Consider the following 25668-nt stretch of genomic DNA (forward strand, 5'->3'; position numbering starts at 1 on the left):
AGTGGATGCAGGGTGATTGCGCCGGCAAGTTGCCGGCGGCTGCGCCACTGTAGAAAACACCGGCGGCCGAGGCCATTCGTACGGCTACGCCCGGTGCTCCGTAGAACTACGGAGCACCGGGTTTCAGTCTTCCCCGGCCACCAGCACGGCGTAGCGCCGGATCAGCTGCGCGAGCGAATCGCAGTCGAGCTTGGCAAAGACATTGGCGCGATGGGTCTCGACCGTGCGCGGCGACAGCGCGAGCGTGCGCGCAATTTCCTTGTTGGTGCGGCCCTGCGCGATGAAGGCCAGCACCTCGCGCTCGCGCTCCGACAGCTGTGCGACCCGCTCGCGCGCCGCCTGGTCGGCCTGCGAGCGTTCGCGCGAGCGCACATGCTGGCGCACCGCCTGCTGCAGCGCCTCGAGCAGTTGCTCGTCGTCCACCGGCTTCTCGAGAAACTCGGCCGCGCCGGCCTTGAAGGCGCGGCGGCACATCTCGACCGTGCCATGGCCGGTCAGCATGATCACCGGCTGGTCGACACCCTGCGCCACCAGCCGGTCCAGCACGGTGAGCCCGCTGATGCCGGGCATGCGCACGTCGAGCACGATGGCGCCCACGCCCGCACGGTCGAAGCCGTCGATGAAGGCTTGCGGATCGGCCCAGCCCTGCACCCGCAGGCCGACCGTGCCGATCAGCAGCGAGAGGCTTTCGCGCACCGCCTGGTCGTCGTCGATCAGGTGAATGAGCGGCGACTGCGGCTCATGGGTGGCCGAGGCATTCATGCCGGATGCCCCGCCGACCGCGCCACCAGAGGCAGCGCCAGCGTGAAGCGCGCACCGCGCGGCGCCACGTTGGCGGCGCTCAGGCTGCCGCCCATGCCGCTCGCCAGCGTCTCGCTCAGGCTGAGGCCAAGGCCCAGGCCGCCCTCGCGCGTGCTGAAGAAGGGCTCGAAAAGGCGCGGCAGGGCTTCCGGCGCAATGCCGCGGCCGTTGTCCGTCACGGTCAGCACGCCCTCCTGGCCGTTGCGGCCGACCGAAACCGCCAGCCGCCGCTCGGACGCGGGCACGAGTTCCAGCGCCTGCAACGCATTCATCAGCAGGTTGTGCACGATCTGCTCGAGCGCCACGGCGTCGGCCTGCACGCGCACCGGCGCTTGCGCGGTGGCGTCGAACTGCGCCGACACCGAGCGCTTGGCGAACTCCGGCGCCAGCAGATGCATCGCGCTGCGAACCAGCTCCTGCAGCACGAGCGGGCGAACTTCACCCTCGGCCTCGGGCCGTTCGATGACACGGCGCAGCCGGCCGACCACGCCGGCTGCGCGGCGGGCCTGCTCGACCGCCTGCCCCATGGCATCGCGTGCCGTGGCCAGGTCGGGCGGATCGTCGTCGAGCAGGCGGCGCGCGGCCTGGGCGTTGGCGAGCACCGCCGTGAGGGGCTGGTTGAGTTCATGCGCGAGGCCCGCCGAGAGTTCGCCCAGCGCGTTGAGGCGCGCCACCTGGCCGAGCCGCAGCAGCTCTTCGGCGCGGCGGCGCGCAATGCGCTGCCGCTGCGCGGCCCAAAGACCCGCCAGCAACAAGCCCACGGCCGCGGCCCAGCCAGCCATGCTGCGCCAGGGCAGTTCGCCCCAGCCCACATGGCGCGCAGCCACCAGCTCGAAAGGCTGGCTCGGTGATGCCAGTGCCTTCGTGAGATCGAAGCGCCAGCCGCCGCCTTCCGCCGGCCGGCCGGGCTGCAGCACCAGTTGCTGTCCGTCGCGCTGCAGGCCGAGGCGCACCGGGCTGCGCTGCGGATCCATGGGCCAGTCGCGCCACGGCACGGAGCCGGCCAAGTCGATCTCGAGGGCGTAGCTGAACGGCGTGGCGCCGATCACGAGCTGGTAGCGGCCGCGCGCAAGATCGAGCGCCGCCAGTTCGGCGCGGCGCTGGCTGCGCGAACGCGCTTCTGCGGCGGCCAATGCGCCGGCCTGCTTGTCGTCGGGCCAGGGCTCGTCGCCTCCACGCCGCTGCACGCGCAGGATCGACGGATAGACCGACGGCAGGCGCTGCTCCGGATGGTCCGCGCCGGTGCCGGGCTCCAGCAGCGCGACCGTGGCCAGCACCGCGTCGTACTGCACCACCTGCTGGCTCATGATGCGGTGGGCAATGCGCACGTCGGAGCCGAAATCCTGCTGCATCTGCGCGAGTTCGGCACGCGCAAGCCACACCGCGCCCACCCCCGTCAGGGCAAGCCATGCCAGCCACCATCCACCCTGCGCGCGCAACCACTGTTTCATGGCGCGGATTGTGCCTCTCGCTGCGGGCCCGGCCGATGTTGGCCGAGAATGCGGGCCCAGACATGGCTGAACTGCAGGACTCCCTTTTTCCCGATCTTCCGCGCCCGCCCGAGGCGCCCGCGCCCCCGCCGCCTCTGGAGGCCGAGCCAGCCGCCGAGCCGCCGGCCCGCAAGAAGACACGCGGTGCCGCCGTGGCGCCGGCGCCGGTCGATCCGGCACTCGTCGAATTGGCCGCCGCGCTCCCGCCCGGGCTTCGGCTCGGCACCTCTTCATGGAGTTATCCCGGCTGGGCCAATCTCGTCTGGGACGGCGACTACGCCGAAACCGTGCTCTCGAAGAGCGGGCTCGCCGCATTGGCGAGGCACCCGCTCTTTCGCACCGTGAGCCTGGACCGCAACTTCTACCGCGCCCTCACCGCGAGCCAGTACGCACGCTATGCGGCCATGGTGCCGGACGACTTCCGCTTCGTGGTGAAGGCGCCGAGCCTGGTGACCGACGCCACCGTGCGCGACGAAAGCGGCCGCGGAACGCAGGTGAACCCGGTGTTCCTGAACAGCGAGATCGCCATCCAGGAGTTCGTGCAGCCCGCGCTCGAAGGCCTGGGCCACCGCATCGGCGCGCTGGTGTTCCAGCTGAGCCCGATTCCGTCGCAACTGCTGGCCGACCAGCCCGCCCTCCTGGCGCGCATCGGCGACATGCTCGAAGCGCTGCCCGGTCTGAAGCCAGCCGCACCCGACGCCGTGATTGCCGTCGAAGTGCGCGACCCGCAATTGCTGTGCCCCGCCTTCGCCGACATGCTGCGCAGCGTGGGCGCGACCTTCTGCATGGGCCTGCACGCGAAGATGCCGCCGATCGAAGACCAGCTGCCGATGCTGCGCGCTCTCTGGCCCGGGCCGCTGGTGTGCCGCTGGAACCTGCACCGCCGCCATGGCCGCTTCGGCTATGAAGATGCCGAAAAGCTCTACGGGCCTTTCGACAGGATCGTCGATCCCGACCCCGAGACGCGCGCGGCGCTGGCCAAGGTGATTGCCGGCACCACGCGTGCCGGCCAGAACGCCTTCGTCACCGTGAGCAACAACGCCGAGGGATGCGCGCCGCTGACGATCGCGTCGCTCGCGCGGGACATCGTCGATCTGCTGCCGCGTTCCGGGTAGACAGGAAATCCTATTCACGTAGCATGACCGTGACTCCCACACAGGAACACTTGGTCATGAGCTCCCTGTCATTGCTCCGCACCCTTTTCAACTACCGCGCCTGGGCCAACGACGAACTGCTCGAAAAGATGGAGGGCTTCGATCCGGAGCGACACGGGGACGCGCGGCACGCCGCCCTCCGCCTGATGAATCACTGCCATGTGGTGGACCAGATCTTCGCGGCGCACCTCACCGGCAGGCCGCACGGCTTTGCCGCGGACAACACGCAGGACACGCCCACGCTGCAGGACCTTCGCGCCTCTGTAGCCGCGCTCGACCGCTGGTACCTCGACTACCTGGAATCGGCGACGCCGGAACTGCTCTGGGAACGCGTGCGCTTCACCTTCACCGATGGCGACAAGGGTTTCATGACGCGCGAGGAAATGCTGGCCCATGTCGTCACCCACGGCGGCTACCACCGCGGCGAGGTCGGGCGGCTCATGTCGCAGCAATCGGTCGGGCTGCCATGGGACACCTTCGCGGTGTACCTGCACAGCACCGACCCGTCGCGCCGGCTTCAGGCCGCGTAGGCCTCAGGCCGTGTCGCCCTTGGCGGCGACCGTCATCTCCAGCTCGACGCTCGCGTTCTTCGGCAGCTGATAGACGCCGACCGCGGTGCGCACATGCACGCCGGCATCTCCGAAGACGCGGTGCAGCAGGTCGGATGCCGCGTCGGCCACTTCGCTCTGCTGCGTGAAATCGGCGCTGCAGTGCACGAAGACGCCGACGCGCAGGAGCTTGTCGATGCTGTCGAGCGAACCAAGCTCGCGCCGCAGCAGCGTCAGGCAGCGCAAGGCGCAAATCTGCGCGCCTTCGCGGGCCTTCTCGAGCGACACCTGCTCGCCCACGCGGCCGGTGACGACCACCGTGGTGCCCACGCGCGGCACCTGGCCGCTGGTGTAGAGCGTGTTCCCGTCGCGTACGACGGGTGCGTAGTGGCCGCCGGCGACAAGTTCGCCCTCGAAGCTGTGACCCAGCTCGGCGGCGATTCGGTCGGCCATCTGGTCTCTGGTCTGCGCTGTCATGGAGGCTTTCTCGAATGAAGCCTCATTGTCGCGAGCCGTGTTGCGATGAACAGATACAGATTGCGCGGACTCGGCACGCAACAGTTGGCCCGGCCTTCACGATTTTGCGGAAGGGTCCGGAATGGGCCTTGCAGGCGGCCACCGCCCCAAAACTTCATGGACGCTCTTGCCCACGCGGCTGTCGACCAGCGCAAACGAATCGGCGGCCCACCGGATGGGCTCTATGGCATGCGGATCGATCTCGCTGGGCGTGTAGGCAAGAGTCATGTGAGGCGTGAAGCCGCGCTCGGGCTTGAACCCCGCTTCGGCCAACGCTTTGCCCAGGCGCTGCCTGAACGCGGCCAGGGCTGAAGTGCCGTCATGCCCGCACAGCACGAAGGCCTTGCTCTTTTCGAAACGCATCGCTTCGTCGAACACCACGTCGAAGGATGGCGGCGCCACGGTGGCGGCAGCCTCGAGGGCGGCCTGCACCAGTTCGCGAGGCACTTCGGCAAACCTGCCGAGATGATGCAGCGTGACGTGCAGGCGATGCACCCCGGTCATCTTTGCTTTCAGCGCATGCTGTGCACCGAGGCGCGCACCCTGCGCGGCGATGCGCTCGGCATCGGCGTGATGCGGAAAGATCGCAAAGAAGAGCGAGTGAGCCGGCTGCTCCCTGCGCGGTGCGGCGCTCTGGGGTCGACGCGGCGGCGGGTCTTCGAACATTTGCAATTCTGCATCTCCTGCAAATAGGATGGCTGCCCTGAAGCGGCGCGGCGAATGGTCCGGCCATCACAACATCACATGAATGCATTGATCAATGGCCCCGACGGCCACCCCCGCTGCCGCTGGTGCGCAACCGCACCCGAATTCCTGGCCTATCACGACACCGAATGGGGCTACCCGGTGGCAGACGACCAGCGCCTGTTCGAGAAAATCTGCCTGGAAGGCTTTCAGTCCGGGCTGAGCTGGCGCACCATCCTGGCCAAGAGGGAGAACTTCCGCGCGGCATTCCACGGTTTCGACTTCGACAAAATCGCCCGCTTCACCGCGCGGGATGTCGAACGCCTGCTGCAGGACCCGGGCATCGTGCGCCACCGCGGCAAGATCGAGGCCGTGATCCACAACGCCGCCCGGGCGCAGGAACTCGTCGCCCTTCACGGCTCGCTGGCTACATTCTTCTGGAGCCATGAACCGGATGCGGGGCAGCTCGCGGCGCCGCAGACCGCTTCGACCTCGGAGGCGTCCATTGCACTGTCCAAGGCATTGAAGAAGCTCGGCTGGAAGTTCGTCGGGCCGACCACGGTATACGCTTTCATGCAGGCGATGGGCCTCATCAACGACCATGCAACCGGCTGCGTGGTCCGGGCCAAGGCGGCACATGCGCGCAGCAGGTTCAAAAGTCCGGCGCGCTGACATTCTGGAGGAGCGGAACTCGCGCCTGCGGCGCGGCTCTGACGGACCATGAACGCCACACCCGAACACGGCCTTCCCCGGCGCACCGTCGCTGCAGCGCTGGTTGCCGCGCCCGCACTCTGGCTGGGCGCCCGCGCGCAGCCGGCGGCGGCCCGGCTCGCAACGCCTTCGCAGACCGAGGGACCGTTCTATCCGGTCCGGCTGCCGCAGGATTCCGACAACGACCTGCTGCGCAACGGCACGCTGAGCTATCACCGCGGCCAGCCGGCCTGGGTCGACGGCACCGTGACCGATCTGGACGGCAAGCCGCTGCGCGGCGCCCAGGTCGAGATCTGGCAATGCGACGAAAACGGCCACTACCACCACCCGGGCGACGGCGACCGGGCCGACGCCGCTTTTCAGGGCTTCGGCCGCGTCGCCGTGGGCGAGGACGGCAGCTGGCGCTTTCGCACCATCCGGCCCGTCGCCTACAGCGGGCGCACACCGCACATCCACGTCAAGGTGAAGCTCGGCACGCGCGAACTGCTGACCACGCAGCTCTATGTGGCCGGCGACCCGGGCAACGCGCGCGACTTTCTCTGGCGCAATCTCCCCCAGGCCGCGAAGGACGCCATCACCGTGCCATTCGAGCGCGGGCCGGACGGCTTGCAGGCGCGCTTCCCGATCATCGTGGCGGCCTGAGGGAGTTCAGTCTCCGGCTGAGTCTGCCTTCCACATCCGAACAGGTGGTCGATTCAACTCGCCGATCGGGCCTAGTCCCTACCCGTCTTGCGGGAGTCATACAGGCGTCATCCAGGTCGGGATCAATGCGCGGAACCAATCACATGCAGGCCGTCTGCGCGCGGCCGCCTTTGCCACGCCATGAACCCCAGCCACCCTGTTCACGTCCTCTTCCTCTGCAACAGCAATGCGGCGCGCAGCCTGATCGCGCAGGCGCTGCTCAATCACCTCGGCAAGGGCCGGTTCGTCGCGTATTCCGCGGGCCATGCGCCCACGCCGGACGGGAAGCCCGATCCCCGCACCATCGAAGCGCTGAAGGGTGCGGGCCTGCCGACCGATGGGCTGCGCAGCAAGAGCTGGGACGAATACGGCCTGGCCTCGGCGCCGCACATGGACCTGGTCGTCACGCTTTGCGACCAGGCTGCGGGCGAAACCTGCCCCGTCTGGCCCGGCCACCAACCCGCCGCGGCGCATTGGTCGCATCCAGACCCCCGCGGCGAAAGCGCCGGTGACGAGGTCGATGCCTTCGTGAAGACGATGCATGCGATCCGCCGGCACGTGGAACTGCTGGTCAACCTGCCGGACGAGCGCATCGAGCGGCTGGTGATCCAGTCCGAGGCGCGGCGCATCGGCATGTCTGCCGGGGAGCACGCCTCCCCTACCCCGTAGATCAGGCAGGAAGCTTGGTGTCGGTGAAGCGCCGGATGGGCTGAACGAAGCTGATGTCCGCACCGTCGAGCACATCGCGCCCTTCGAGGCTTTCAAATTTGAGCCCCGTCTCGGCTTCGATGAACGAAAGCGGGCGCTGGGACGTAGCGAAGTCCTCCAGGTCGCGCGCCACCCCCGAATCGAGATAGGTGCCCTGGCTCATCAAGTAGGCGATGGCGGTCAGCTCGCCCGTCGCCTCGCTGATGAACCCAACGACTTTCCAGAACTCCCGCGGAATCTGGATGCCGAATCTCTCGGCATCGTCCGACCGGAGAATGGGCCCTGTGAAGACGCTGATGCGCTTGTCGTCGCCCTGGGCGTTGCCGAGGATGTAGTCCTCGAGGTCGCCCCACAGTCCGTCGTTGAAAGGCTGCCACTGGGGGCATGCATTGGTTGCAAAGAAGGTATCGATGTTGGCCCGCTGTGCGGTCGCCAGCGAACCCCAGTTCGGATCCTGCCTGCGCGTCATGTGGCCGCGGGAGAACTTCCTGTCCTGCTCGGGACCATAGGCCTCCCGCAGCATCTGGTATTCCTTCTTGATGCGGCCGTCGTAGTTCCAGGTATCGTGGCGCGGAACGTTCTTCGACTTCGACCCATCGACGTTGCATGCGGAATAAAGCGGCACGCGGCGTGAAATGCACTGCACCGTACTGAAGTGCTGGTACTTGAGCTCGAAGGAGCCGTCTTCCAGCCTTGCGATATCGTCCATCGATATGGCGTCGCTCATCGACGGCAGCTCCACGCGGTTGTCGGCTCCGAAGAAGTCAGGTGCGTAGCCTTGCCGGCCCCTGAAGAATTCCGGCGGTTTGGGCGTTGCGGCAACGCGCTGGATTCCGGTCCATGAGTTGCTCACGACCTGGACGTCTGTATCGGACATGGAACTTCCTCTCCAAAAAACCCATGACCACCAGCGGCCATGGACGCCTCGCGACTATTTGCCGAGCTTGGCGCGTGCGTTTTTCAGATTGAAGACAGGCTTGCGGATTTCCGCAAAAGTCGGTTGAGTCACGACCCATTCGGGATTCTGTTCAAGCGCCGCCAGTTGCGCGTCGTCGTCGATCTGGGCCTCCACCAGGGTGCCCGTCTTCGGCGTCAGCACGACACCCGGCACGCAACGCCGCAGCCGCGCCTCGGCCGACGACTTCTGGTCGGGACTGCCTGTGTAGGTCAACACCACGCTTGTCACTTCAGAACTCCAAACCCTTCGTACTCGGCCGACCAACCCACCTTTCGGGCTGCCTGCGACAGCATCTTGACGATGGCGTCGGCCTTTTCAGGACCTCTGGGCATGTTAAGCAGGTTCTGATCCCCTGACAACAGACGGGCCGCCATGCCCGATGTGAACGGTGTCGCCATCGAAGTGCCGGACATCATCGCGTATCGCCCGCCGGGAAAAGTCGACAGAACGGCGACGCCGGGGCCGATGAAATCGGTCGAAAGCCCGTAGTTCGAGAACTCGGCAACGAACTCCTTCTTGCGGCGGATCTCGCTCTCCTGAAAGCTCTCGGGGCAATCCGCCGGAAACGTTCCGTCGCGGCCGAGCGCGCCGACCGCCAGGGTGTGGCTGTACCGGGCGGGATAACGCAGCAGCGACTGCCCGTCGTTGCCGGTGGCTGCGAACACGGCAATGCCGGCGTTGCGCGCCTTTTCGAGAATGTCCGGCATCTCCGGCATCGGCTCGAGGCTGCCCATGCTGATGTTGACGATGTGGCAGCCGTCGCTGATCGCGCGTTCGAGCGCGCTGGCAATGTCGCTGGATTTCGCACGCCCGCGTTCTCCGGTTTTGGGGCACACACGGTAGGCCAGCAGACGGCAGGCGGGCGCCAGGCCGTAGATCCCGGTGCCAGCGGCCATCTTGCCCGCGATGATGCCGGCGACGTGGGTCCCGTGGCCGATGCCGTTGTCGAGGAAATCCGCTGCATCGTCGCCGGTGACGAAGCATCCGCCGCCCGCCACGGCGATGTCGGCATGCGGCCCGACGCCGCTGTCGATCACGCCGACCGTGACGCCCGCTCCGGCCTGGGGATCGTAAGGCGCGTAGTTCGCCAGCAGTTGGAAGGTATCGGGTGCCAGCGCCGTGGTCTGGACATCCAGCCGCTTCGGTGCCGCGACGCGGTCGAATCCCTTCAAGAAGACCGACCAGTGCGTGTGTTCCGGCTCAACCAGGATCATTTCCACTCGCGGGTAGAGCACAGGAATTCCAAGCCTCGCGACCCCCTGGCTGTCGGTCACCGCGGGCACATGTGCGCCATCCCAATCCACGAGCGCCTTGACCCGAATACCCGGCACAGGTTTGCCCAGCGAGTCGGCAAGGCGCAATTCGAACCTCTTGACCTTGGCCCCCGCCGCAACCTGGATCGCGATGGATTCCAGTTCCTCGCCCAGCGGCCGGATGTATTGGAGGTATGCCCATGCCGCCGGTGCAACCCGCAGTCCGGGCGTATTCCGGCGCATCGCCAGCAAGGCGGACGAATTGGCCTTCATGACCGACACGCCGTCCAGCTGCTTGACGAGATTCATCCGGGGAGCACCCCGGCCTTGCACCCCCTGCCCGAGCACCTCTTCGGCATGGCCCAGGTTGATGGCGCCCAGCGTCGCCAGCTCGGTACCACCGGGCGCCGCGCTCTTCGAAGGCCATACGATGACGTCGTCGGAAAATTTAGGCTCCGCCGCGATGCGGCGCAGACGCAATTCCTGCAGCAGTCGCTCCATTTTCTCGCCGTCCGACTTCGACATGGCGCCTTTTGCGTGCTGGTAGGCACGCTCGGTTCGACGCGGCGAGCCGGCCAGTCTCAGGACATCTTGTCGCTTGCTCGCTGCAGCCATGCGTTCTCTCCTTGTTGCCCCGACTTATCGCACCAGGGCGTTTCAAGTCGATGAATTTCGCACGCAGGGAAGAGTAGACGGCCTTGGGCGCGAAGGCCCAGTGCACACATTACGTTGGTGGACCGGGCGCACGGCTTGGCCGGGCCGGACCTTGGATCACTCCCACTCGATCGTCGCCGGCGGCTTGCTCGACACGTCGTAGGTCACGCGGTTGATGCCGCGCACTTCATTGATGATGCGGCCCGACACCTTCTTGAGCAGCGCGTACGGCAGCTCGGCCCAGTCGGCGGTCATGAAGTCGCTGGTCTGCACGGCGCGCAGTGCGACGACGTAGTCGTAGGTGCGGCCGTCGCCCATCACGCCCACGCTCTTCACGGGGAGGAACACGGTAAAGGCCTGGCTCGTGAGGTCGTACCAGCTCTTGCCGCTCTCGTCCTTGAAGTTGCGTAGTTCCTCGATGAAGATCGCGTCGGCGCGGCGCAGCAGGTCGGCGTATTCCTTCTTCACTTCGCCGAGGATGCGCACGCCCAGGCCCGGGCCGGGGAACGGATGGCGGTACACCATCTCGGGCGGCAGGCCGAGCGCCACGCCCAGTTCGCGCACTTCGTCCTTGAACAGGTCGCGCAGCGGCTCCAGCAGCTTGAGGCCGAGCTGTTCGGGCAGCCCACCCACGTTGTGGTGGCTCTTGATGGTGACGGCCTTCTTGCTCTTGGCGCCGCCCGACTCGATGACGTCGGGGTAGATGGTGCCTTGGGCCAGGAACGTGGCGCCCTTATGGCCACCATCGCCCGCTTTGAGCTTGGCGGCCTCCTGCTTGAACACCGTGACGAATTCGCCGCCGATGATCTTGCGCTTGGCTTCAGGGTCGCTCACGCCGGCGAGCTTGCCGAGGAACAGGTCGCTGGCATCGACGCGGATCACCTTCGCGTGCAGCTTGCCTTCGAACATCTCCATGACCATGTCGCCTTCGTTCAAACGCAAGAGGCCGTGGTCGACGAACACGCAGGTCAGCTGGTCGCCGATGGCGCGGTGGATGAGCGCGGCAGCCACGCTCGAATCGACCCCGCCCGAGAGGCCGAGGATGACTTCTTCATCGCCCACCTGCTCGCGGATCTTCTCCACGGCTTCGGCGATGTGGTCGCGCATGACCCAGTCGGGCTTGGCTTCGCAGATGCCGAGCACGAAGCGCTCGATGATCGCCTTGCCCTGCACCGTGTGCGTCACTTCGGGGTGGAACTGCAGCGCGTAGTAGCGGCGCGCCTCGTCGGCCATGCCGGCGATGGGGCAGCTGTCGGTGCTGGCCATGAGCTTGAAGCCCGGCGGCAGTTCGGTGACCTTGTCGCCGTGGCTCATCCACACGTTGAGCATGCCGTGGCCTTCGGGCGTGGTGAAGTCGGCAATGTCTTTCAAGAGCGCGGTGTGGCCGTGGGCGCGCACGGACGCAAAGCCGAATTCGCGCTTGTGGCCGCCCTCGACCTTGCCGCCGAGCTGGTGCGCCATGGTCTGCATGCCGTAGCAGATGCCCAGGACCGGCACGCCCAGGTCGAACACGGCTTGCGGCGCCTTGTCAGTGGTCTCTTCGTAGACGCTGGCGTGGCTGCCCGAAAGGATCACGCCCTTGAGGTGGCCGTCGGCCGCATATTCGCGCACCCATTCGTCGGTGACGTCGCAGGGATGCACTTCGCTGAGCACGTGCGCCTCGCGCACGCGGCGGGCAATGAGCTGCGTGACTTGCGAGCCGAAATCGAGGATGAGGATCTTGTCGTGTTGCATGGAGAAGACTCGGTCAGAGCGTTGAAATGTCGAACAGCTTCACGCCCGCTTGCGGCGCGGCCTGGATGAGTTGCTCGTCGAAAGTGGCGAGCGGGAGATTGAGCGAGCGCGCGAGCCACAGATAGCCCGCGTCGTAGAGCGACACACCGGCGTCGATGGCCACGGCCAGCACGGCCTTGTGCTGCGCGGGGGCGAGTTCATGCAGCTCGACGCGATGGCGGATGGCGTCGAGCACGCTCCACAGCCCTTCGACCGCCGACGCGGGAATGCGGCCGCTGCGCACGCCGTTGGCAAGGATGTTGGCGCACTCCCACTGCCAGGCATTGGGCGCCTGCGGCTCGACCTCGTCGCGGCGAATGGCGGCGTAGAGCTTGCGGGTGTGTTCGCTGGCCTGGTCGGGCAGCAGCCAGGCGGCGGTGACGGAGGCATCCATGACGAAGGCTGTCACGATTGGCGCCCTTCGTCGAGCAATGCGCGCACCGAAAGGCCAGGCTGGATGGTGGCGTGCAGCGCGTCGATCTGGCCGAGCTCGCGCTCGATCTGCTCGTCGGTGATGACCGGCTTGCGCCGCACCGGCAGCATGCGCACGACTTCCTTGCCGTGGCGGGTGATGCGAACCTCCTCGCCCTTTTCGACCAGGTCGATCAGGGCGGAGAAGTTGTTCTTGGCTTCGGCGATGCCGATGGATTGCATTTGGGCCAGAAAGTTTGAATCTGGCCCAAATTCTAATGCTAATCTGGCCTGACTTTCAAGGTCTGGCCAGATTGGGCTTACTCAGCGCGATAGTTCGGCGCTTCCTTGGTGATCTGCACGTCGTGCACGTGGCTCTCGCGGATGCCGGCCGTGGTGATCTCGACGAACTCGGCCTTGTTCTTCATGTCCTCGATGGTCGCGCAGCCGCAGTAGCCCATGCTGGCACGCAAGCCGCCCGACATCTGGTAGACGATGGACACCATCGAACCCTTGTAGGGCACGCGGCCTTCGATACCTTCGGGCACCAGCTTGTCGGCGTTGGGATTGCCGGTGGTGGATTCCTGAAAGTAGCGGTCGGCACTGCCCTGCTGCATCGCGCCGATGGAGCCCATGCCGCGGTAGCTCTTGTAGCTGCGGCCCTGGAACAGCACGATCTCGCCGGGCGCCTCTTCGGTGCCCGCGAACATGCCGCCCATCATCACGGTGCTGGCGCCAGCGGCGATGGCCTTGGCGATGTCGCCCGAATAGCGGATGCCGCCGTCGGCGATCAGCGGAATGCCGGTGCCCTGCAGCGCGGTGGCCACGTTGTCGATGGCCATGATCTGCGGCACGCCCACGCCAGCGACGATGCGCGTGGTGCAGATCGATCCGGGGCCGATGCCGACCTTGACCGCATCCGCGCCGGCATCGGCCAGCGCACGCGCGGCATCGCCGGTGGCAATGTTGCCGCCGATCACGTCGACCTGCGGATAGTTTTTCTTGACCCAGCGCACGCGCTCGATCACGCCGGCGCTGTGGCCGTGCGCGGTGTCGACCACGATGGCATCGACGCCGGCCTTGACCAGCGCCTCTACGCGCTCTTCGGTGCCCGCGCCCACGCCCACCGCCGCGCCCACGCGCAGGCGGCCGCTCGGGTCGCGCGCGGCGTTGGGAAAGCTGGTCTGCTTGGTGATGTCCTTGACGGTGATCAGGCCCTTGAGCTCCCACGCGCTGTTGATGACCAGCAGGCGTTCGAGCTTGTGCTTGTTGAGCAGCGCCTTGGCCTCGGCCAAGGTGGTGCCGTCGGGCACGGTGATGAGCTTGTCGCGCGGCGTCATGATCTCGCTCACCGGCACGTCGTAGCGGTTCTCGAAGCGCAGGTCGCGCCCCGTGACGATGCCGACCACCTTGCCGCCGTCGAGCACCGGGAAGCCCGAGATGCCGAGTTCGTCGGACAGCTGCATGACCTGCAGCACGGTGTGCGTGGGCGTGATCACCACCGGGTCGCGCAGCACGCCCGACTCATAGCGCTTCACCTTGGCCACCTGCGCGGCCTGCTCGGCTGCGGTGAAGTTCTTGTGCACGATGCCGATGCCGCCTTCCTGCGCGATCGCGATGGCGAGGCGCGCCTCGGTCACCGTGTCCATCGCGGCGGAGACCAGCGGCAGATTCAGCGCGATGTTGCGGGAAAAACGGGTGGCGAGAGAGGTGTCCTTGGGCAGGACCTGGGAGAACGCTGGCACCAACAACACGTCGTCGAAGGTGAGCGCTTTGCCGAGAAGGCGCATGGGTGAAGCTCCAAAAGACGGATTGTAGCGATGCTCGGTACTTACCCGCCCTCCAGGGGGCTTCAGCCGGCCTCGTTCTGGCCGGCAAGGCGGCTGAACGTAGCCAATTTCCAACTCACCGCGAGCGAAAAGCCGCAGTCCGGATGTTGCCAAACGTAAGGCAACGCTAAACTCGCTGCATGAAATTCGCGCATTGGCTCGTACTGGGATGTGTTTGCCTGCTGCCGCTCGCGGCCAGCGCGCAATGGCAATGGATCGACAAGAACGGCAAGAAGGTCTTCAGCGACCAGGCGCCGCCGCCGGACGTGCCCGAGAAGAACATTCTTCGCCGCTCCGGCACGCCGCCGCCGCGCGGCGGCTTCACGCAGGCCCCTGCCGAAGCCGAGGCGCCGGAGGCGGCAGCCGCCAAATCGCGCGAAGCAGCGGCCGCGCCCAAACCGGCGGGTGTCGACAAGGAACTCGAGGAAAAGACCAAGAAGGCGCAGGCTGAAGAAAAAGCCAAGCAGGCGGCCGAGGCGGAGAAGAACGCCAAGGTCAAGGCCGACAACTGCGACCGCGCGCGCCAGGGCAAGGCCACGTTCGACAGCGGCATCCGCGTGGCCAAGGTCAACGCCAAGGGCGAGCGCGAAATCATGGACGACACCGCGCGTGCCGCCGAGCAGAAGCGCCTTCAGTCGATCATCGAGAGCGAATGCAAGTAACCCCAGCAAGCGGGCCGGTTTTTCAGTAGCCGGCCTTGCCGCCCTTGCGGCGGTTGGCAAAAAGGCCGGTACCGCGCGCGCCCTGGCGCTGGAAGCGCTCGCGGCGCGCCACCTTGGGATCGACGGTCAACGGCCGGCACAGCTCGACGCGATCGCCGTCCTTCAGCGCCTGGTCCCAGCCCACCTCCCTGCCCCAGATCCCCGGTGTCATGGCCTCGCGCCAGTCCAGCTGCGGAAAGCGCTGCGCAAGGTCGCTGGCCTTCACGGCATCGTCCACGGTGGCATCGGGCGCCAGCCGAAGGACTTGCTCGAACACCTCGCGCGGCGCGGGCGAGCAGCTCAGCGTGACTTCGATCATCAGGAAGCGCCGTAGACCTGCTCGGCGCGCTTGACGAAGGCTTCGACCAGGCTGGAGGCGATGGTGTCGAACACCGGCCCCACCAGGGCCTGCAGCGCGAAGTTGCTGAAGCCGTAGCTCATGTGCAGCTCGACGCGGCAGGCGCGCTCGCCGGGTTCGCCCACGGGCGCGAATTTCCAGAGGCCGTCGAGATTGGAGAACGGCCCGTCGACGAGCTTGAGGTGCACTTCACGCCCGGGCACGTGGGTGTTGCGGGTGGTGAAGCTCTGGTGAAGACCGGCGAAAGCCAGGCCGACTTCGGCAGTCATTCCGGCTTCGTCTTCCTCGATGATCCGGGACTTGTCGCACCACGGCAGGAACTGCGGATACTTCTCCACATCGGTGACGAGCGCGTACATCTCTTCGGCGCTGTACCAGATGAGGACGGACTTGTTGACTGTTTTCATAGAATCGGGACAGCGTGCGCGACGGATTGTATTGAAGCCATGCGCCCCCATCTTCCCGAGCCATGGCCACCAAGAAACAAGATACCTCCTCCCGCATTGCCGACAACAAGAAGGCCGCGTACAACTACTTCTTCGAAGAACGCTTCGAAGCCGGCATCGTCCTCGAAGGCTGGGAAGTCAAATCCCTGCGCGAAGGCAAGGTCCAGCTGACCGACGGCTACGTGGTGATCCGCGACGGCGAGCTGTTCGTCGTCGGCCTGCAGATCAATCCGCTCAAGAGTGCTTCGACCCACGTCAACCCCGACTCCATCCGCACCAAGAAGTTGCTGCTGCACAAGGAAGAGATCCGCCGCCTGGTCGGCAAGGTCGAACAAAAAGGCTACACGCTGGTGCCGCTCAACCTGCACTGGAAAGCCGGCAAGATCAAACTCGAAATTGCGCTGGCCAAGGGCAAGGCCGAGCACGACAAGCGCGACACCATCAAGGACCGCGAAGGCAAGCGCGAGGTCGAGCGCGCGATGAAGAGCCGCAACCGGTAGTTCTTTTTTGCCCGGCATGGAATAAAACGCGCGGTGCAGGCGTTTGTGCGGTGTCATCGGATCGTCGGTGCCACCAACCCAGGAGTCATTCCATGTCGCCTTTTCGCGCTTCCTACGCCGGCATTGCCGCCGCGCTGCTGAGCAGCCTGCTCGCGCTTCCCGCATTCGCCCAGCCCAAGGCCGCCGACGGCGCGTTGGTCGGCCCGAACGGCATGACGCTGTACACCTTCGACAAGGACACGGCCGGCAGCGGCAAATCGGCCTGCAATGGCGGCTGCGCGGCCAACTGGCCGCCCTTCATGGCCGCCGACAGCGACAAGCCGGCCGGCGACTTCACCATCGTCACGCGCGACGACGGCAAGAAGCAATGGGCCGCCAAGGGCTGGCCGCTCTACTACTGGGCCAAGGACTCGAAGCCGGGCGACAAGACCGGCGACGGCGTGGGCGGTGCCTGGAAAACCGCCAAGCCCTGACCGCGACGCACCAATCGCCTTTCCGTGGACGCCCGCCTGCTCGCCGAACAGATTCCGAGCCTGCGCCGCTACGCGCGCGCGCTCACGGGCGATGCATGGGCGGCGGACGACCTGGTGCAGGACACGCTCGAGCGGGCCTGCGGCAAGTGGCGTCTCTGGCGGGTGGGCAGCGACCTGCGCGCGTGGCTGTTCACGGTCATGCACAACATCTTCGCGAGCCAGCGGCGGCGCACGCCACCGCCGCACAGCGTCGTGCCGCTGGACCACGCCGAGCACGAGCTGCACGGCGCCGTCGACCCGGGCCGGGACCTCGGCAGCGGCCTCGACCTGCAGCGCTGCCTGATGCAGTTGCCCGAAGAGCAGCGGGCCGTGCTGCTGCTGGTGACGCTCGAAGACCTTTCCTATGCCGAGGTGGCCAAGGTGCTCGGCGTTCCCGCGGGCACCGTGATGTCGCGCCTCTCGCGCGCCCGCGCCCGGCTGCACGAATTGATGGATGGCGCCGCCGCGCCGAACCGCACCGGCCTGCGCCGCCTCAAGTGAAACCTTTCGCCGAACCATGAACCGCCCCGCCCCGCCCCCCACCGACGACGAGCTGCATGCCCTCGTCGATGGCCAGCTGGCACCGGACCGACGGTCCGAAGTCGAAGACGCCGTGGCACACGACCCAGCCGTCGCCGAACGGGTCGCAGCGTGGCGGAGCCAGCGGGACGCCTTGCGCCGGCTGCATGGCGACCTGCTCGGCGAACCCGCTCCCGCCCACTTGATGGGCGCACTCGATCGCAACCAGCCCCGGCACGCTCGGCAAGACCGATGGATGCGGTGGGGCGGCATGGCGGCCGGCGTGCTGGTCGCCTTTGCCGCCGGCTGGCTCGGCAATGGCCAATGGTCGGCGCAGCGCGCCGCGCCGGCCCAATTGGCCAAGGCGCCCGCGATGCGCGAGTTCGTGCACGACGCGTCGGTGGCGCACGCCGTCTACGCGCCCGAGAAAAGACACCCGGTCGAAGTGGCTGCCACGGAGCAGCAGCACCTCGTGCAGTGGCTGTCGAAGCGGCTCGACAAGCCGCTCAAGGTGCCCGACCTGGCATCGATGGGCTACACGCTCGTCGGCGGCCGCCTTTTGCCCGGGGAAAGCGGTGCACGGGCCCAGTTCATGTTCGAGGACGCTGCCGGCGAGCGCGTGACGCTCTACATCGGCACGCTCGACAGCCGAGCCGCCGCCGGTACGGCCGCATCGCGCGAAACAGCGTTCCGCTTTGCATCCGAAGGCCCGGTGCCCAGCTTCTATTGGGTGGACCAGGGCTTCGGCTATGCCGTTGCAGGCAAGCTACCGCGCGATGTTTTGCTGAAACTCGCGACGCTTGCCTACCGCGATTTGTCTTGAGCCCGGCATAAACTGCCGGGTCGCGCAAACACATGGCTTGTTATCGCGTTTTATCAACTGAAGGAGAAACTGCATGAAATTGCTCAGCGCCTCGATCCTCGCGGCGGCATTGCTCGCCGGCTGCGGCGGCATGTCCAACAAGAGCGCCAGCGCGCCCGACACGCCCACCCGCACCGCCGATGGTGTGCTCGTGGGACCGAACGGCATGACGCTGTACACCTTCACCAAGGACACGGCCGGCACCGGCACCTCTGCCTGCAACGCCCAGTGCGCCGCCAACTGGCCGCCGCTCCCCGTGGCCGAAACCGCCAAGCCGATCGGCGGCTACACCATCATCATTCGCGAAGACGGCAAGCGCCAATGGGCCTACAAGGGCTGGCCGCTCTACTTCTGGGCCAAGGACGCCAAGCCGGGCGACAAGACCGGTGACGGCGTGGCCGGCGCCTGGAAGATCGCCCGCCCCTGATCGCGTGGTTTCCTGAATGCAAAGGCCCCGGCAGACGTCGGGGCCTTTTTCTTTTCCGCTCGCTTAATGTGCGCTGGGAAGCGCGCCGTCGGCCACCGTGGCGCGGCGCCCGCGCAGTGCCAGCAGTTCATTGAACACCAGTGCGCCGATGACCAGTGCACCGCCGGTCAGCACGCTCACGGCGGGTTCTTCACCTGCACCGATCCATGCCAGCGCAATGCCGAAGATCACTTCGAGCAAAGCCAGCAGAGCGACCTCGGGCGCCTTCAGCACCCGCGCGCACAGCACCGACAGCACGCAGGGAATGGCCAGTTGGAACACCCCCAGGAAAGCCAGCAGGCCGAGGTCGCGTGCGTTTGCCTGAAACGGCAATGCAAAGGGCAGCGTGAACAGTGCGCTGAGCACCGCGCCGATCAGCACCGCCGGCACCAGATCGATGTCATGCCCCTTGGCATGCGCATGCTGAACGACAGTCCAGTTGGTGGCGCCGGCCAGCGGCACGCACAGCGCCACCAGCGTTCCAAGCAGCGAGCCACCTGCCCCGCCCTGCATCAGCTGCGTGCCATACATCCAGGCAATGCCGAGCCCGGCCACCACGATGGCGAGCCAGGTCCGCGCGGGAAGCCGGTGGCCGATGAAGATCCGCGCGGCCAACGCGGTGAGCAGCGGCCCGAGCGCCATCGTGACCAGCACGCTGGCGGTGGAAGCCAGCGTGAGCGCCACCATGAAGGCCGTGAACATCACGGTCCAGCAGACGCCCGAGATCCACAGCGCCCGGCCGCCATGCCGTATCTGCGAGAACACGGCCCGGCCCCGCCAAAGCGGCAAGATCACCAGCAACGCCAGCATCGTGAAGAGGCTGCGCCAGAAGGTGATCTCGAAGCTGTGCGCCTGTGCGAGGTGCCGCGTGACGACGCCCGCCGTGGCCCACATCAGGGTCACGGCGACCATCAGCCACACAGCCCCGCCGTGCGTCAGGCGCAGCATCGGTCGATGATGGCGATCAGCTCGCCATTTCGCGGCCGGCCCGCTTGCGCTCGTGCTCTTTCAGGTAGCGCTTGCGCAGACGAACGCTCTTGGGCGTGATTTCGACCAGCTCGTCGTCCTCGATGAATTCCACGCCGTATTCGAGCGTGAGTTCGATCGGCGGCGTGATCTTGATCGCGTCTTCCTTGCCCGAGACACGGAAGTTGGTCAGCTGCTTGGTGCGCGTGGCGTTCACCACCAGGTCGTTGTCGCGGCTGTGGATGCCGACGATCATGCCTTCATACACCGGATCGTTGGCCTTCACGAACATGCGGCCGCGGTCGTCCAGCTTGCCCAGGGCGTAGGTGAAGATTTCACCGTCGTCCATGGAAATCAGCACGCCGTTCTTGCGGCTGCCGATGTCGCCCTTGTGCGGTTCGTAGCTGTCGAAGATGTTGCTGATGAGGCCCGAGCCGCGCGTCAGGTTCAGGAATTCGTTGGTGAAGCCGATCAGGCCACGCGCCGGAATGCGGTACTCCAGGCGCACGCGGCCGCGGCCGTCCGGTTCCATGTTGACCAGCTCGCCCTTGCGCTCGCCCAGTGCCTGCATCACGCCGCCCTGGTGCTGCTCTTCGATGTCGGCCGTAACCAGCTCGATGGGTTCGTGCTTCTCGCCGTTCACGGTGCGGAACACCACGCGCGGCTTCGACACGGCCATTTCATAGCCTTCGCGGCGCATGTTTTCCAAGAGGATGGTCAGGTGCAGTTCGCCGCGGCCCATCACCTCGAAGATGCCTTCTTCGTCGGTTTCGTTGACGCGCAGCGCCACGTTGTGCTGCAGTTCCTTCTGCAAGCGGTCCCAGATCTGGCGGCTGGTGACAAACTTGCCTTCGCGGCCGGCCAGCGGGCTGGTGTTGACGCAGAAGTTCATGGTCAGGGTCGGTTCGTCGACCTTGAGCATGGGCAGCGGCGCCGGGTTGGTGGGGTCGGTCACGGTCACGCCAATGCCGATGTCGGCAATGCCGTTGATCAGCACGATCTCGCCCGGGCCGGCTTCAGTTGCCTGCACGCGCTCGAGGCCCTGGAAAGTCAGGACCTGGTTGACGCGGCCCTTGACGGCCTTGCCGTCCGGACCTTCCATCACCACCACGTCCATCATGGGCTTGAGCGTGCCCTGGCTGATGCGACCCACGCCGATGCGGCCGACGAAGGTCGAGAAATCGAGTGCCGAAATCTGCAGCTGCAGCGGTGCTTCGGGGTCACCCGTTTGCGCCGGCACGTGCTTCAGGATGGTGTTGAACAGGGCCGACATGTCGGGACCCCACTGTTCGCCGGCAGCGCCTTCTTCGAGCGACGACCAGCCGTTGATGCCCGAGGCATACACGACCGGGAAGTCGAGCTGTTCGTCCGTGGCGCCGAGCTTGTCGAACAGGTCGAAGGCGGCGTTCACCACCTTGTCGGGGTTCGCACCGGGCTTGTCGACCTTGTTCACGACCAGGATCGGCTTGAGGCCCAGGGCCAGCGCCTTCTTGGTCACGAAGCGCGTCTGCGGCATCGGGCCTTCCTGAGCGTCGATCAAGAGCACCACGCCGTCGACCATCGACAGCGCGCGTTCCACTTCACCGCCGAAGTCCGCGTGGCCCGGGGTGTCGACGATGTTGATGTGCGTGCCTTCCCAGGTCACGGCGCAGTTCTTGGCCAGGATCGTGATGCCACGTTCCTTTTCGATGGCGTTGTTGTCCATCACCGTGTCGACGACTTTCTCGTGCTCGGCGAAGGTGCCCGACTGGCGCAGCAATTGGTCGACCATCGTGGTCTTGCCATGGTCCACGTGGGCAATGATGGCGATATTGCGGATTTGCTTGGTACTCATGGTGTCGCTTCGGTCTGTTGTGCGTTCAAAAGAATTTGCTGGATTTCGATGGGGTTCAGCAAGCGCCCCGGGATCAGTTCGTTGGCGGCGACATGCGCCGTGCCGAGGAAGGCGGTAGGCGCTTCACCGAACACCGCCACGTGGTCGGCATCGGGCCAGTTGCCGCGGCGGCGCAGGCCGGACAGAAAGCGCCCTGCATCTTCGCTGCCCAGCGTGACGATCGTATGGCCCTCGACCAGGGATTCGGCAGGCAACAACCGGGCCAGCCGCTCGTCCTCGCCCATGGCTTCGAGCGCTTCGAGCGTGATGCACTGCGCCACACCGAAACCGCCGGTGGCCGTACGGCGCAGCGACGTGAGGTGGGCCCCGCAGCCCAGTGCCTCGCCGATGTCTTCGCCCAGCGTGCGGATGTAGGTTCCCTTGCTCACGGAAGCCACTATTTTTATCGCATTGCCCGCCGATTCGGCCGCTGCCTGCGTGATCTTCAATGCATGAATGACCACGTCGCGCGGCGCGCGCTCGATCTCGATGCCTTCGCGGGCGTACTCGTACAGCGCCTTGCCGTCTTTCTTGAGCGCGCTGTGCATCGGCGGCACCTGTCGGATCGGGCCGGTGAATTGCGCCTCGACGCGGGCCAGGTCTTCAGGCGTGACGTGCACCGGACGCTCGGCGATCACCTCGCCCTCGGCGTCGCCGGTGGTGGTCTTGATGCCCAGGCGGGCCGTGGCCTCGTAGGTCTTGTCGGCGTCGAGATGCAGCTGGCTGAACTTGGTGGCCGCGCCAAAACACAGCGGCAGCACGCCGGTGGCCAACGGATCGAGCGTGCCGGTGTGGCCCGCTTTTTCGGCGCGCAGCAACCACTTGGCCTTCTGCAAGGCCTGGTTGCTGGAAAGTCCCAGCGGCTTGTCGAGCAACAACACCCCATGCACAGGGCGCCGCTGCACCCTGGTGCGTGGCGCGTTCATGGCTAGTCGTCTTTCGAACGCGAAGCGACGGCCTGCGCGATGAGCGCATTCATGTCGGCCGCACGCTCGGTGGTGCGGTCGAACAGGAAGTGCAGCGTCGGCACGGTGTGGATGTGCAGGCGCTTGAACAGGCCGTTGCGCAGGAAGCCTGCGGCCTGGTTCAGCGCTTCGGTGGTCTCGTCCACGTCGCCTGTGAGCATGCTGAAGTACACCTTCGCATGCGCATAGTCGGGCGTGACCTCGACCGCCTGGATCGTGACCATGCCCACGCGCGGGTCCTTCAACTCGCGCGCGATCAGCTCCGTCAGATCCCGCTGGATCTGGTCGGCAACCTTGAACGCACGGTTGGGGGCGGCGGCTTTTCTTTTCGGCATGGTCTCTCTCGCATCGAACGCTTACAGCGTCCGGGCGATTTCCTTGATCTCGAAGAATTCCAACTGATCACCTTCTTTGATGTCGTTGTAGTTCTTGAGCTTGATACCGCACTCGAAGCCTTCGCGCACTTCGCGAACGTCGTCCTTCATGCGCTTGATCGAGTCGACTTCGCCGGTGTAGATCACCACGTTGTCGCGCAGCAGGCGGAAATGCGCCGTGCGGTTGACCGAGCCCGAGGTGATGTACGAACCCGCGACCGTACCGATCTTGGAAGCCACGAACACCGTGCGGATTTCGGCCGAGCCGATGATTTCCTCGCGGCGCTCCGGTGCCAGCATGCCCGACATCGCGACCTTGATCTCGTCCACGGCGTCGTAGATGATGCTGTAGTAGTTCAGCTGCACGCCATTGCCTTCGGCCAGCTTGCGCGCACCGGAATCGGCGCGCACGTTGAAGCCGATCACGATCGCCTTCGAGGCGATGGCCAGGTTGATGTCGCTTTCGCTGATGCCGCCCACGCCGGCGTACACCATTTGAACCTTGACCTCTTCGGTCGCCAGCTTGAGCAGCGACTGGGCCAGCGCTTCCTGCGAGCCCTGCACGTCGGCCTTGATGATGATGCGCAGCGTCTGCACTTCGCCGGCCGAGAGGTCGGTGAACATGTTCTGCAGATTCGCGGCTTGCAGCTTCGCCAGCTTGGTATTGCGGAACTTGCCGGCACGGTAGGTGGCGATTTCGCGCGCACGGCGCTCGTCGGCCATCACCATGAACTCGTCGCCCGCTTGCGGCACTTCGGTCAGGCCCTGGATCTCGACCGGAATCGAGGGACCGGCCGACTTGATGGACTTGCCGTCTTCGTCGAGCATGGCGCGCACGCGGCCATAGGTCGAACCCGCCAGCACCACGTCGCCGGTCTTGAGCGTGCCGGACTGCACCAGCACGGTGGCGACCGGGCCGCGGCCCTTGTCGAGCTGCGCTTCGATGACCAGGCCCTTGGCGGCAGCATCCACCGGCGCCTTGAGTTCCAGCACTTCGGCCTGCAGCAGCACCTGCTCGAGCAGCTCGTCGATGCCCTGGCCCGTCTTGGCGGACACCGGCACGAACGGCACGTCGCCGCCGTACTCTTCGGGCACGACCTCTTCGGTCACCAGTTCCTGCTTCACGCGGTCCGGGCTGGCATCGGGCTTGTCGATCTTGTTGATCGCGACCACGATCGGCACACCGGCAGCCTTCGCGTGCTTGATGGCTTCCTTGGTCTGGGGCATGACGCCGTCGTCGGCCGCCACCACGAGGATGACGATGTCGGTGGCCTGCGCACCGCGGGCACGCATGGCCGTGAAGGCCTCGTGACCCGGGGTGTCGAGGAACGACACCATGCCGCGTTCGGTCTGCACATGGTAGGCACCGATGTGCTGCGTGATGCCGCCGGCTTCGCCCGCGGCCACCTTGGCACGGCGGATGTAGTCCAGCAGCGAGGTCTTGCCGTGGTCGACGTGGCCCATGACGGTCACGACCGGTGCGCGCGGCAGGGCTTCGGCGGTTTGCGCCGACACGTCCTCGTCGGTGAAGGCTTCGGGGTCGTCCAGCGCGGCAACGACCGCGTTGTGGCCCATTTCCTCCACCAGGATCATGGCGGTGTCCTGGTCCAGCGACTGGTTGATGGTCGCCATCTGGCCCAGCTTCATGAGCTGCTTGATGACTTCCTGCGCCTTGACGGCCATCTTGTGGGCGAGTTCGGCCACGGTGATGGTTTCGGGCACGTGCACTTCGAGAATGCGCGCCTCGACCGGTGCGGCCTGCACATGCTCTTCATGGCCTCCACGGTCGTTGCTGCCACGGCGGCCGCGCGGGCCTCCGCGCCAGTTGCCGCGGCCAACACCACCGCTGGCATCGCCGCGGGTCTTGATTTCTTTCTTCTTGGCCGGATCGCCAGCCCAGCTCGACGAGAGCTTGGCCGACTTGACTTCCTTGCCGGCACCGGCGGCGCCAGGGGCTGCGGCAGCACCCGGTGCGGCTGGCGCGCCGGGGCGTGCGGCCGGAGCGGCTGGCTTGTGCAGCGTTCCCTTGACCGCGGCCTTTTCGGGCTGCGGCTTCTCGGGCGCCTTGTGCGGCACCAGCACGCGGGCCGGTGCGTTCATCATGGCGCGAATGGCTTCGGCTTCGGCGAGGGCCTTGCGGCGGCGCTCGTCGAGGTCCTTGGCGCGGGCGGCTTCTTCGTCGGCACGAGCCTTCGATTCGGCGGCGGCCTTGGCCTTCGCGTCTTCCTTGGCTTGCGTGGCGGCGGTTTGCGCAGCCAGCTTGGTGTCAGCGGCTTGCTGTTCGGCGGCGGCTGCAGCGGCTGCGGCAGGCGCGGCAACCGGCTTGGCGGCTTCCTTCGGGGGCGCGGCAGCGGCTTCGGCAGCGGCCTTCTTCTCGGCGGCGATGCGTGCGGCTTCCTGCTCTGCCTGTTCGGCGCGCTCGGCCTTTTCGGCCTGCTCGCGTTCGCGCGCTTCGGCTTCCTCGCGCAGGCGGCGCTTTTCGACCAGTTCTTCTTCCTGGCGGCGGATCAGCTCGGCCTGGCGGCGCGCTTCTTCCTCGCGGCGGGCCAGTTCGGCTTCGTCGACGCGGGGTGCGGCGGGTGCCGCGGCGGGCGCTTCGGCCACCGGTTGTGCTTCGGGCACGGCCGGGTGGCCGTCGTCGCGCTGGATGAAGGTGCGCTTCTTGCGCACCTCGACCTGGATGGTGCGGGCGCGGCCGGTGGCGTCGGCCTGCTTGATCTCGCTGGTCGACTTCTTCGTCAGCGTGATCTTCTTGCGCTCGGGCTCGGCGGTGCCGTGGCTGGCTTTGAGAAAGCCGAGCAGGCGCTGCTTGTCAGCCTCGGTGAGTGCATCGGTGGGTGCCGCTTTGGGCACGCCTGCGCTCTTGAGCTGGTCAAGCAAGGTTTCGGGAGTCTTCTTGAGCTCGTTCGCGAACTCGGCGACAGTGGTACTGGACATATTGGTTTCGTGCCTCCA

The 25668-nt window shown here is 66.4% G+C and carries 29 protein-coding genes; 11 read left to right on the forward strand and 18 right to left on the reverse strand.

Annotation, left to right across the window (positions count from 1 at the left end; translation table 11 throughout):
• Positions 1-123: 123 nt before the first annotated feature.
• Both ACJ7Z0_RS04040 and ACJ7Z0_RS04045 read right to left on the reverse strand, forming a co-directional pair.
• Positions 124-762: a response regulator transcription factor gene (locus ACJ7Z0_RS04040; RefSeq protein ID WP_434788814.1), complete on the reverse strand. Its 639-nt coding sequence runs from the start codon at positions 760-762 to the stop codon at positions 124-126.
• Entirely contained in the window at positions 759-2252 is a 1494-nt protein-coding gene (locus ACJ7Z0_RS04045; protein ID WP_434788815.1) for a sensor histidine kinase, read from the reverse strand. Before ACJ7Z0_RS04045 ends, ACJ7Z0_RS04040 begins: the two co-directional genes overlap by 4 nt.
• 62 nt (positions 2253-2314) lie before the next feature.
• Here ACJ7Z0_RS04045 and ACJ7Z0_RS04050 point away from each other — a divergent pair, with 62 nt between their 5' ends.
• Together ACJ7Z0_RS04050 and ACJ7Z0_RS04055 are read left to right on the forward strand one after the other, a co-directional pair.
• Complete coding sequence (locus tag ACJ7Z0_RS04050; protein ID WP_434788816.1) at positions 2315-3406, forward strand: DUF72 domain-containing protein; 1092 nt, start codon at positions 2315-2317, stop codon at positions 3404-3406.
• A 56-nt stretch (positions 3407-3462) separates the two neighbouring features.
• Complete coding sequence (locus ACJ7Z0_RS04055; RefSeq protein WP_434788817.1) at positions 3463-3975, forward strand: DinB family protein; 513 nt, start codon at positions 3463-3465, stop codon at positions 3973-3975.
• A gap of 3 nt (positions 3976-3978) precedes the next feature.
• Here ACJ7Z0_RS04055 and ACJ7Z0_RS04060 read toward each other — a convergent pair whose 3' ends face one another.
• Together ACJ7Z0_RS04060 and ACJ7Z0_RS04065 are read right to left on the reverse strand one after the other, a co-directional pair.
• Entirely contained in the window at positions 3979-4470 is a 492-nt protein-coding gene (locus tag ACJ7Z0_RS04060) for a RidA family protein (RefSeq protein WP_434788818.1), read from the reverse strand.
• Positions 4471-4566: 96 nt separating this feature from the next.
• Entirely contained in the window at positions 4567-5175 is a 609-nt protein-coding gene (locus tag ACJ7Z0_RS04065; protein WP_434788819.1) for a 2'-5' RNA ligase family protein, read from the reverse strand.
• A 78-nt stretch (positions 5176-5253) separates the two neighbouring features.
• On the opposite strand from ACJ7Z0_RS04065, the gene ACJ7Z0_RS04070 reads away from it, so the two are divergent.
• The 3 genes from ACJ7Z0_RS04070 (at position 5254) to ACJ7Z0_RS04080 (ending at position 7254) form a co-directional block, all read left to right on the forward strand.
• On the forward strand, positions 5254-5865 hold the full coding sequence (locus tag ACJ7Z0_RS04070) for a DNA-3-methyladenine glycosylase I (RefSeq protein ID WP_434788820.1): 612 nt from the start codon (positions 5254-5256) through the stop codon (positions 5863-5865).
• A gap of 48 nt (positions 5866-5913) precedes the next feature.
• On the forward strand, positions 5914-6546 hold the full coding sequence (locus tag ACJ7Z0_RS04075; protein ID WP_434788821.1) for a dioxygenase family protein: 633 nt from the start codon (positions 5914-5916) through the stop codon (positions 6544-6546).
• 180 nt (positions 6547-6726) lie between these two features.
• Positions 6727-7254 carry an arsenate reductase ArsC gene (locus tag ACJ7Z0_RS04080; RefSeq protein WP_434788822.1) on the forward strand — a complete coding sequence of 176 codons (528 nt, stop codon included), beginning with the start codon at positions 6727-6729 and terminating at the stop codon, positions 7252-7254.
• Position 7255: 1 nt separating this feature from the next.
• Here the strand turns inward: ACJ7Z0_RS04080 and ACJ7Z0_RS04085 are convergent, their stop codons facing one another.
• From ACJ7Z0_RS04085 to guaB, 7 genes are all read right to left on the reverse strand, one after another.
• Entirely contained in the window at positions 7256-8170 is a 915-nt protein-coding gene (locus tag ACJ7Z0_RS04085; protein ID WP_434788823.1) for a DNA/RNA non-specific endonuclease, read from the reverse strand.
• A 54-nt stretch (positions 8171-8224) separates the two neighbouring features.
• On the reverse strand, positions 8225-8470 hold the full coding sequence (locus tag ACJ7Z0_RS04090; protein WP_434788824.1) for a hypothetical protein: 246 nt from the start codon (positions 8468-8470) through the stop codon (positions 8225-8227).
• 5 nt (positions 8471-8475) lie between these two features.
• Entirely contained in the window at positions 8476-10119 is a 1644-nt protein-coding gene (locus ACJ7Z0_RS04095) for a S8 family serine peptidase (RefSeq protein ID WP_434788825.1), read from the reverse strand.
• 156 nt (positions 10120-10275) lie between these two features.
• Positions 10276-11892 carry a glutamine-hydrolyzing GMP synthase gene (gene guaA, locus ACJ7Z0_RS04100; protein ID WP_434788826.1) on the reverse strand — a complete coding sequence of 539 codons (1617 nt, stop codon included), beginning with the start codon at positions 11890-11892 and terminating at the stop codon, positions 10276-10278.
• A 13-nt stretch (positions 11893-11905) separates the two neighbouring features.
• Positions 11906-12325: a type II toxin-antitoxin system VapC family toxin gene (locus ACJ7Z0_RS04105; RefSeq protein WP_307641364.1), complete on the reverse strand. Its 420-nt coding sequence runs from the start codon at positions 12323-12325 to the stop codon at positions 11906-11908.
• Between the two features lie 11 nt (positions 12326-12336).
• Complete coding sequence (locus ACJ7Z0_RS04110; protein ID WP_093022666.1) at positions 12337-12585, reverse strand: type II toxin-antitoxin system Phd/YefM family antitoxin; 249 nt, start codon at positions 12583-12585, stop codon at positions 12337-12339.
• 77 nt (positions 12586-12662) lie between these two features.
• Positions 12663-14132, reverse strand: a complete 1470-nt coding sequence (gene guaB, locus ACJ7Z0_RS04115; protein ID WP_434788827.1) for an IMP dehydrogenase — start codon at positions 14130-14132, stop codon at positions 12663-12665.
• Between the two features lie 179 nt (positions 14133-14311).
• Between guaB and ACJ7Z0_RS04120 the strand changes: the two genes are divergently transcribed.
• A complete protein-coding gene (locus ACJ7Z0_RS04120) occupies positions 14312-14833 on the forward strand; it encodes a DUF4124 domain-containing protein (RefSeq protein WP_434788828.1) in 522 nt (173 codons plus the stop codon).
• A 22-nt stretch (positions 14834-14855) separates the two neighbouring features.
• On the opposite strand, the gene ACJ7Z0_RS04125 is transcribed toward ACJ7Z0_RS04120, so the two are convergent.
• A complete protein-coding gene (locus ACJ7Z0_RS04125; RefSeq protein WP_434788829.1) occupies positions 14856-15191 on the reverse strand; it encodes an RnfH family protein in 336 nt (111 codons plus the stop codon).
• A complete protein-coding gene (locus tag ACJ7Z0_RS04130) occupies positions 15191-15637 on the reverse strand; it encodes a type II toxin-antitoxin system RatA family toxin (protein ID WP_434788830.1) in 447 nt (148 codons plus the stop codon). Before ACJ7Z0_RS04130 ends, ACJ7Z0_RS04125 begins: the two co-directional genes overlap by 1 nt.
• Positions 15638-15699: 62 nt before the next feature.
• Here ACJ7Z0_RS04130 and smpB point away from each other — a divergent pair, with 62 nt between their 5' ends.
• The 5 genes from smpB (at position 15700) to ACJ7Z0_RS04155 (ending at position 18496) form a co-directional block, all read left to right on the forward strand.
• The gene (gene smpB, locus ACJ7Z0_RS04135; RefSeq protein ID WP_055797087.1) at positions 15700-16176 is read left to right on the forward strand and encodes an SsrA-binding protein SmpB; all 477 of its coding nucleotides are present in this window, start codon (positions 15700-15702) and stop codon (positions 16174-16176) included.
• 92 nt (positions 16177-16268) lie between these two features.
• Positions 16269-16649 carry a COG4315 family predicted lipoprotein gene (locus ACJ7Z0_RS04140; protein WP_434788831.1) on the forward strand — a complete coding sequence of 127 codons (381 nt, stop codon included), beginning with the start codon at positions 16269-16271 and terminating at the stop codon, positions 16647-16649.
• A 24-nt stretch (positions 16650-16673) separates the two neighbouring features.
• The gene (locus tag ACJ7Z0_RS04145; RefSeq protein ID WP_434788832.1) at positions 16674-17189 is read left to right on the forward strand and encodes a sigma-70 family RNA polymerase sigma factor; all 516 of its coding nucleotides are present in this window, start codon (positions 16674-16676) and stop codon (positions 17187-17189) included.
• Positions 17190-17205: 16 nt separating this feature from the next.
• Positions 17206-18030: an anti-sigma factor family protein gene (locus ACJ7Z0_RS04150; protein WP_434788833.1), complete on the forward strand. Its 825-nt coding sequence runs from the start codon at positions 17206-17208 to the stop codon at positions 18028-18030.
• Positions 18031-18103: 73 nt separating this feature from the next.
• Entirely contained in the window at positions 18104-18496 is a 393-nt protein-coding gene (locus ACJ7Z0_RS04155; RefSeq protein WP_431131547.1) for a COG4315 family predicted lipoprotein, read from the forward strand.
• Positions 18497-18559: 63 nt separating this feature from the next.
• Here ACJ7Z0_RS04155 and ACJ7Z0_RS04160 read toward each other — a convergent pair whose 3' ends face one another.
• The 5 genes from ACJ7Z0_RS04160 to infB are packed head-to-tail and all read right to left on the reverse strand — an operon-like array spanning position 18560 to position 25650.
• Positions 18560-19483: a DMT family transporter gene (locus ACJ7Z0_RS04160; RefSeq protein WP_434788834.1), complete on the reverse strand. Its 924-nt coding sequence runs from the start codon at positions 19481-19483 to the stop codon at positions 18560-18562.
• A 16-nt stretch (positions 19484-19499) separates the two neighbouring features.
• Positions 19500-21335, reverse strand: coding sequence for a translational GTPase TypA (gene typA, locus ACJ7Z0_RS04165; RefSeq protein WP_434788835.1), 1836 nt, complete (start codon positions 21333-21335; stop codon positions 19500-19502).
• Complete coding sequence (gene truB / locus ACJ7Z0_RS04170) at positions 21332-22300, reverse strand: tRNA pseudouridine(55) synthase TruB (protein WP_434788836.1); 969 nt, start codon at positions 22298-22300, stop codon at positions 21332-21334. Before truB ends, typA begins: the two co-directional genes overlap by 4 nt.
• Positions 22301-22302: 2 nt before the next feature.
• A complete protein-coding gene (rbfA, locus tag ACJ7Z0_RS04175; protein ID WP_434788837.1) occupies positions 22303-22674 on the reverse strand; it encodes a 30S ribosome-binding factor RbfA in 372 nt (123 codons plus the stop codon).
• A 21-nt stretch (positions 22675-22695) separates the two neighbouring features.
• On the reverse strand, positions 22696-25650 hold the full coding sequence (infB, locus tag ACJ7Z0_RS04180) for a translation initiation factor IF-2 (RefSeq protein WP_434788838.1): 2955 nt from the start codon (positions 25648-25650) through the stop codon (positions 22696-22698).
• Positions 25651-25668 lie beyond the last annotated feature (18 nt).

The sequence above is a fragment of the Variovorax palleresanus genome (assembly GCF_051144945.1).
GTDB lineage: Bacteria > Pseudomonadota > Gammaproteobacteria > Burkholderiales > Burkholderiaceae_C > Variovorax > Variovorax paradoxus_S.

Excerpts from the sequence above, each read along its gene's own strand:
- ACJ7Z0_RS04040 (WP_434788814.1), bottom strand. The coding sequence starts at position 762 with ATGAATGCCTCGGCCACCCATGAGCCGCAGTCGCCGCTCATTCACCTG.
- ACJ7Z0_RS04045 (WP_434788815.1), bottom strand. The coding sequence starts at position 2,252 with ATGAAACAGTGGTTGCGCGCGCAGGGTGGATGGTGGCTGGCATGGCTT.
- ACJ7Z0_RS04050 (WP_434788816.1), top strand. The coding sequence starts at position 2,315 with ATGGCTGAACTGCAGGACTCCCTTTTTCCCGATCTTCCGCGCCCGCCC.
- ACJ7Z0_RS04055 (WP_434788817.1), top strand. The coding sequence starts at position 3,463 with ATGAGCTCCCTGTCATTGCTCCGCACCCTTTTCAACTACCGCGCCTGG.
- ACJ7Z0_RS04060 (WP_434788818.1), bottom strand. The coding sequence starts at position 4,470 with ATGACAGCGCAGACCAGAGACCAGATGGCCGACCGAATCGCCGCCGAG.
- ACJ7Z0_RS04065 (WP_434788819.1), bottom strand. The coding sequence starts at position 5,175 with ATGTTCGAAGACCCGCCGCCGCGTCGACCCCAGAGCGCCGCACCGCGC.
- ACJ7Z0_RS04070 (WP_434788820.1), top strand. The coding sequence starts at position 5,254 with ATGAATGCATTGATCAATGGCCCCGACGGCCACCCCCGCTGCCGCTGG.
- ACJ7Z0_RS04075 (WP_434788821.1), top strand. The coding sequence starts at position 5,914 with ATGAACGCCACACCCGAACACGGCCTTCCCCGGCGCACCGTCGCTGCA.
- ACJ7Z0_RS04080 (WP_434788822.1), top strand. The coding sequence starts at position 6,727 with ATGAACCCCAGCCACCCTGTTCACGTCCTCTTCCTCTGCAACAGCAAT.
- ACJ7Z0_RS04085 (WP_434788823.1), bottom strand. The coding sequence starts at position 8,170 with ATGTCCGATACAGACGTCCAGGTCGTGAGCAACTCATGGACCGGAATC.
- ACJ7Z0_RS04095 (WP_434788825.1), bottom strand. The coding sequence starts at position 10,119 with ATGGCTGCAGCGAGCAAGCGACAAGATGTCCTGAGACTGGCCGGCTCG.
- guaA (WP_434788826.1), bottom strand. The coding sequence starts at position 11,892 with ATGCAACACGACAAGATCCTCATCCTCGATTTCGGCTCGCAAGTCACG.
- ACJ7Z0_RS04105 (WP_307641364.1), bottom strand. The coding sequence starts at position 12,325 with ATGGATGCCTCCGTCACCGCCGCCTGGCTGCTGCCCGACCAGGCCAGC.
- ACJ7Z0_RS04110 (WP_093022666.1), bottom strand. The coding sequence starts at position 12,585 with ATGCAATCCATCGGCATCGCCGAAGCCAAGAACAACTTCTCCGCCCTG.
- guaB (WP_434788827.1), bottom strand. The coding sequence starts at position 14,132 with ATGCGCCTTCTCGGCAAAGCGCTCACCTTCGACGACGTGTTGTTGGTG.
- ACJ7Z0_RS04120 (WP_434788828.1), top strand. The coding sequence starts at position 14,312 with ATGAAATTCGCGCATTGGCTCGTACTGGGATGTGTTTGCCTGCTGCCG.
- ACJ7Z0_RS04125 (WP_434788829.1), bottom strand. The coding sequence starts at position 15,191 with ATGATCGAAGTCACGCTGAGCTGCTCGCCCGCGCCGCGCGAGGTGTTC.
- ACJ7Z0_RS04130 (WP_434788830.1), bottom strand. The coding sequence starts at position 15,637 with ATGAAAACAGTCAACAAGTCCGTCCTCATCTGGTACAGCGCCGAAGAG.
- smpB (WP_055797087.1), top strand. The coding sequence starts at position 15,700 with ATGGCCACCAAGAAACAAGATACCTCCTCCCGCATTGCCGACAACAAG.
- ACJ7Z0_RS04140 (WP_434788831.1), top strand. The coding sequence starts at position 16,269 with ATGTCGCCTTTTCGCGCTTCCTACGCCGGCATTGCCGCCGCGCTGCTG.
- ACJ7Z0_RS04150 (WP_434788833.1), top strand. The coding sequence starts at position 17,206 with ATGAACCGCCCCGCCCCGCCCCCCACCGACGACGAGCTGCATGCCCTC.
- ACJ7Z0_RS04155 (WP_431131547.1), top strand. The coding sequence starts at position 18,104 with ATGAAATTGCTCAGCGCCTCGATCCTCGCGGCGGCATTGCTCGCCGGC.
- ACJ7Z0_RS04160 (WP_434788834.1), bottom strand. The coding sequence starts at position 19,483 with ATGCTGCGCCTGACGCACGGCGGGGCTGTGTGGCTGATGGTCGCCGTG.
- typA (WP_434788835.1), bottom strand. The coding sequence starts at position 21,335 with ATGAGTACCAAGCAAATCCGCAATATCGCCATCATTGCCCACGTGGAC.
- truB (WP_434788836.1), bottom strand. The coding sequence starts at position 22,300 with ATGAACGCGCCACGCACCAGGGTGCAGCGGCGCCCTGTGCATGGGGTG.
- rbfA (WP_434788837.1), bottom strand. The coding sequence starts at position 22,674 with ATGCCGAAAAGAAAAGCCGCCGCCCCCAACCGTGCGTTCAAGGTTGCC.
- infB (WP_434788838.1), bottom strand. The coding sequence starts at position 25,650 with ATGTCCAGTACCACTGTCGCCGAGTTCGCGAACGAGCTCAAGAAGACT.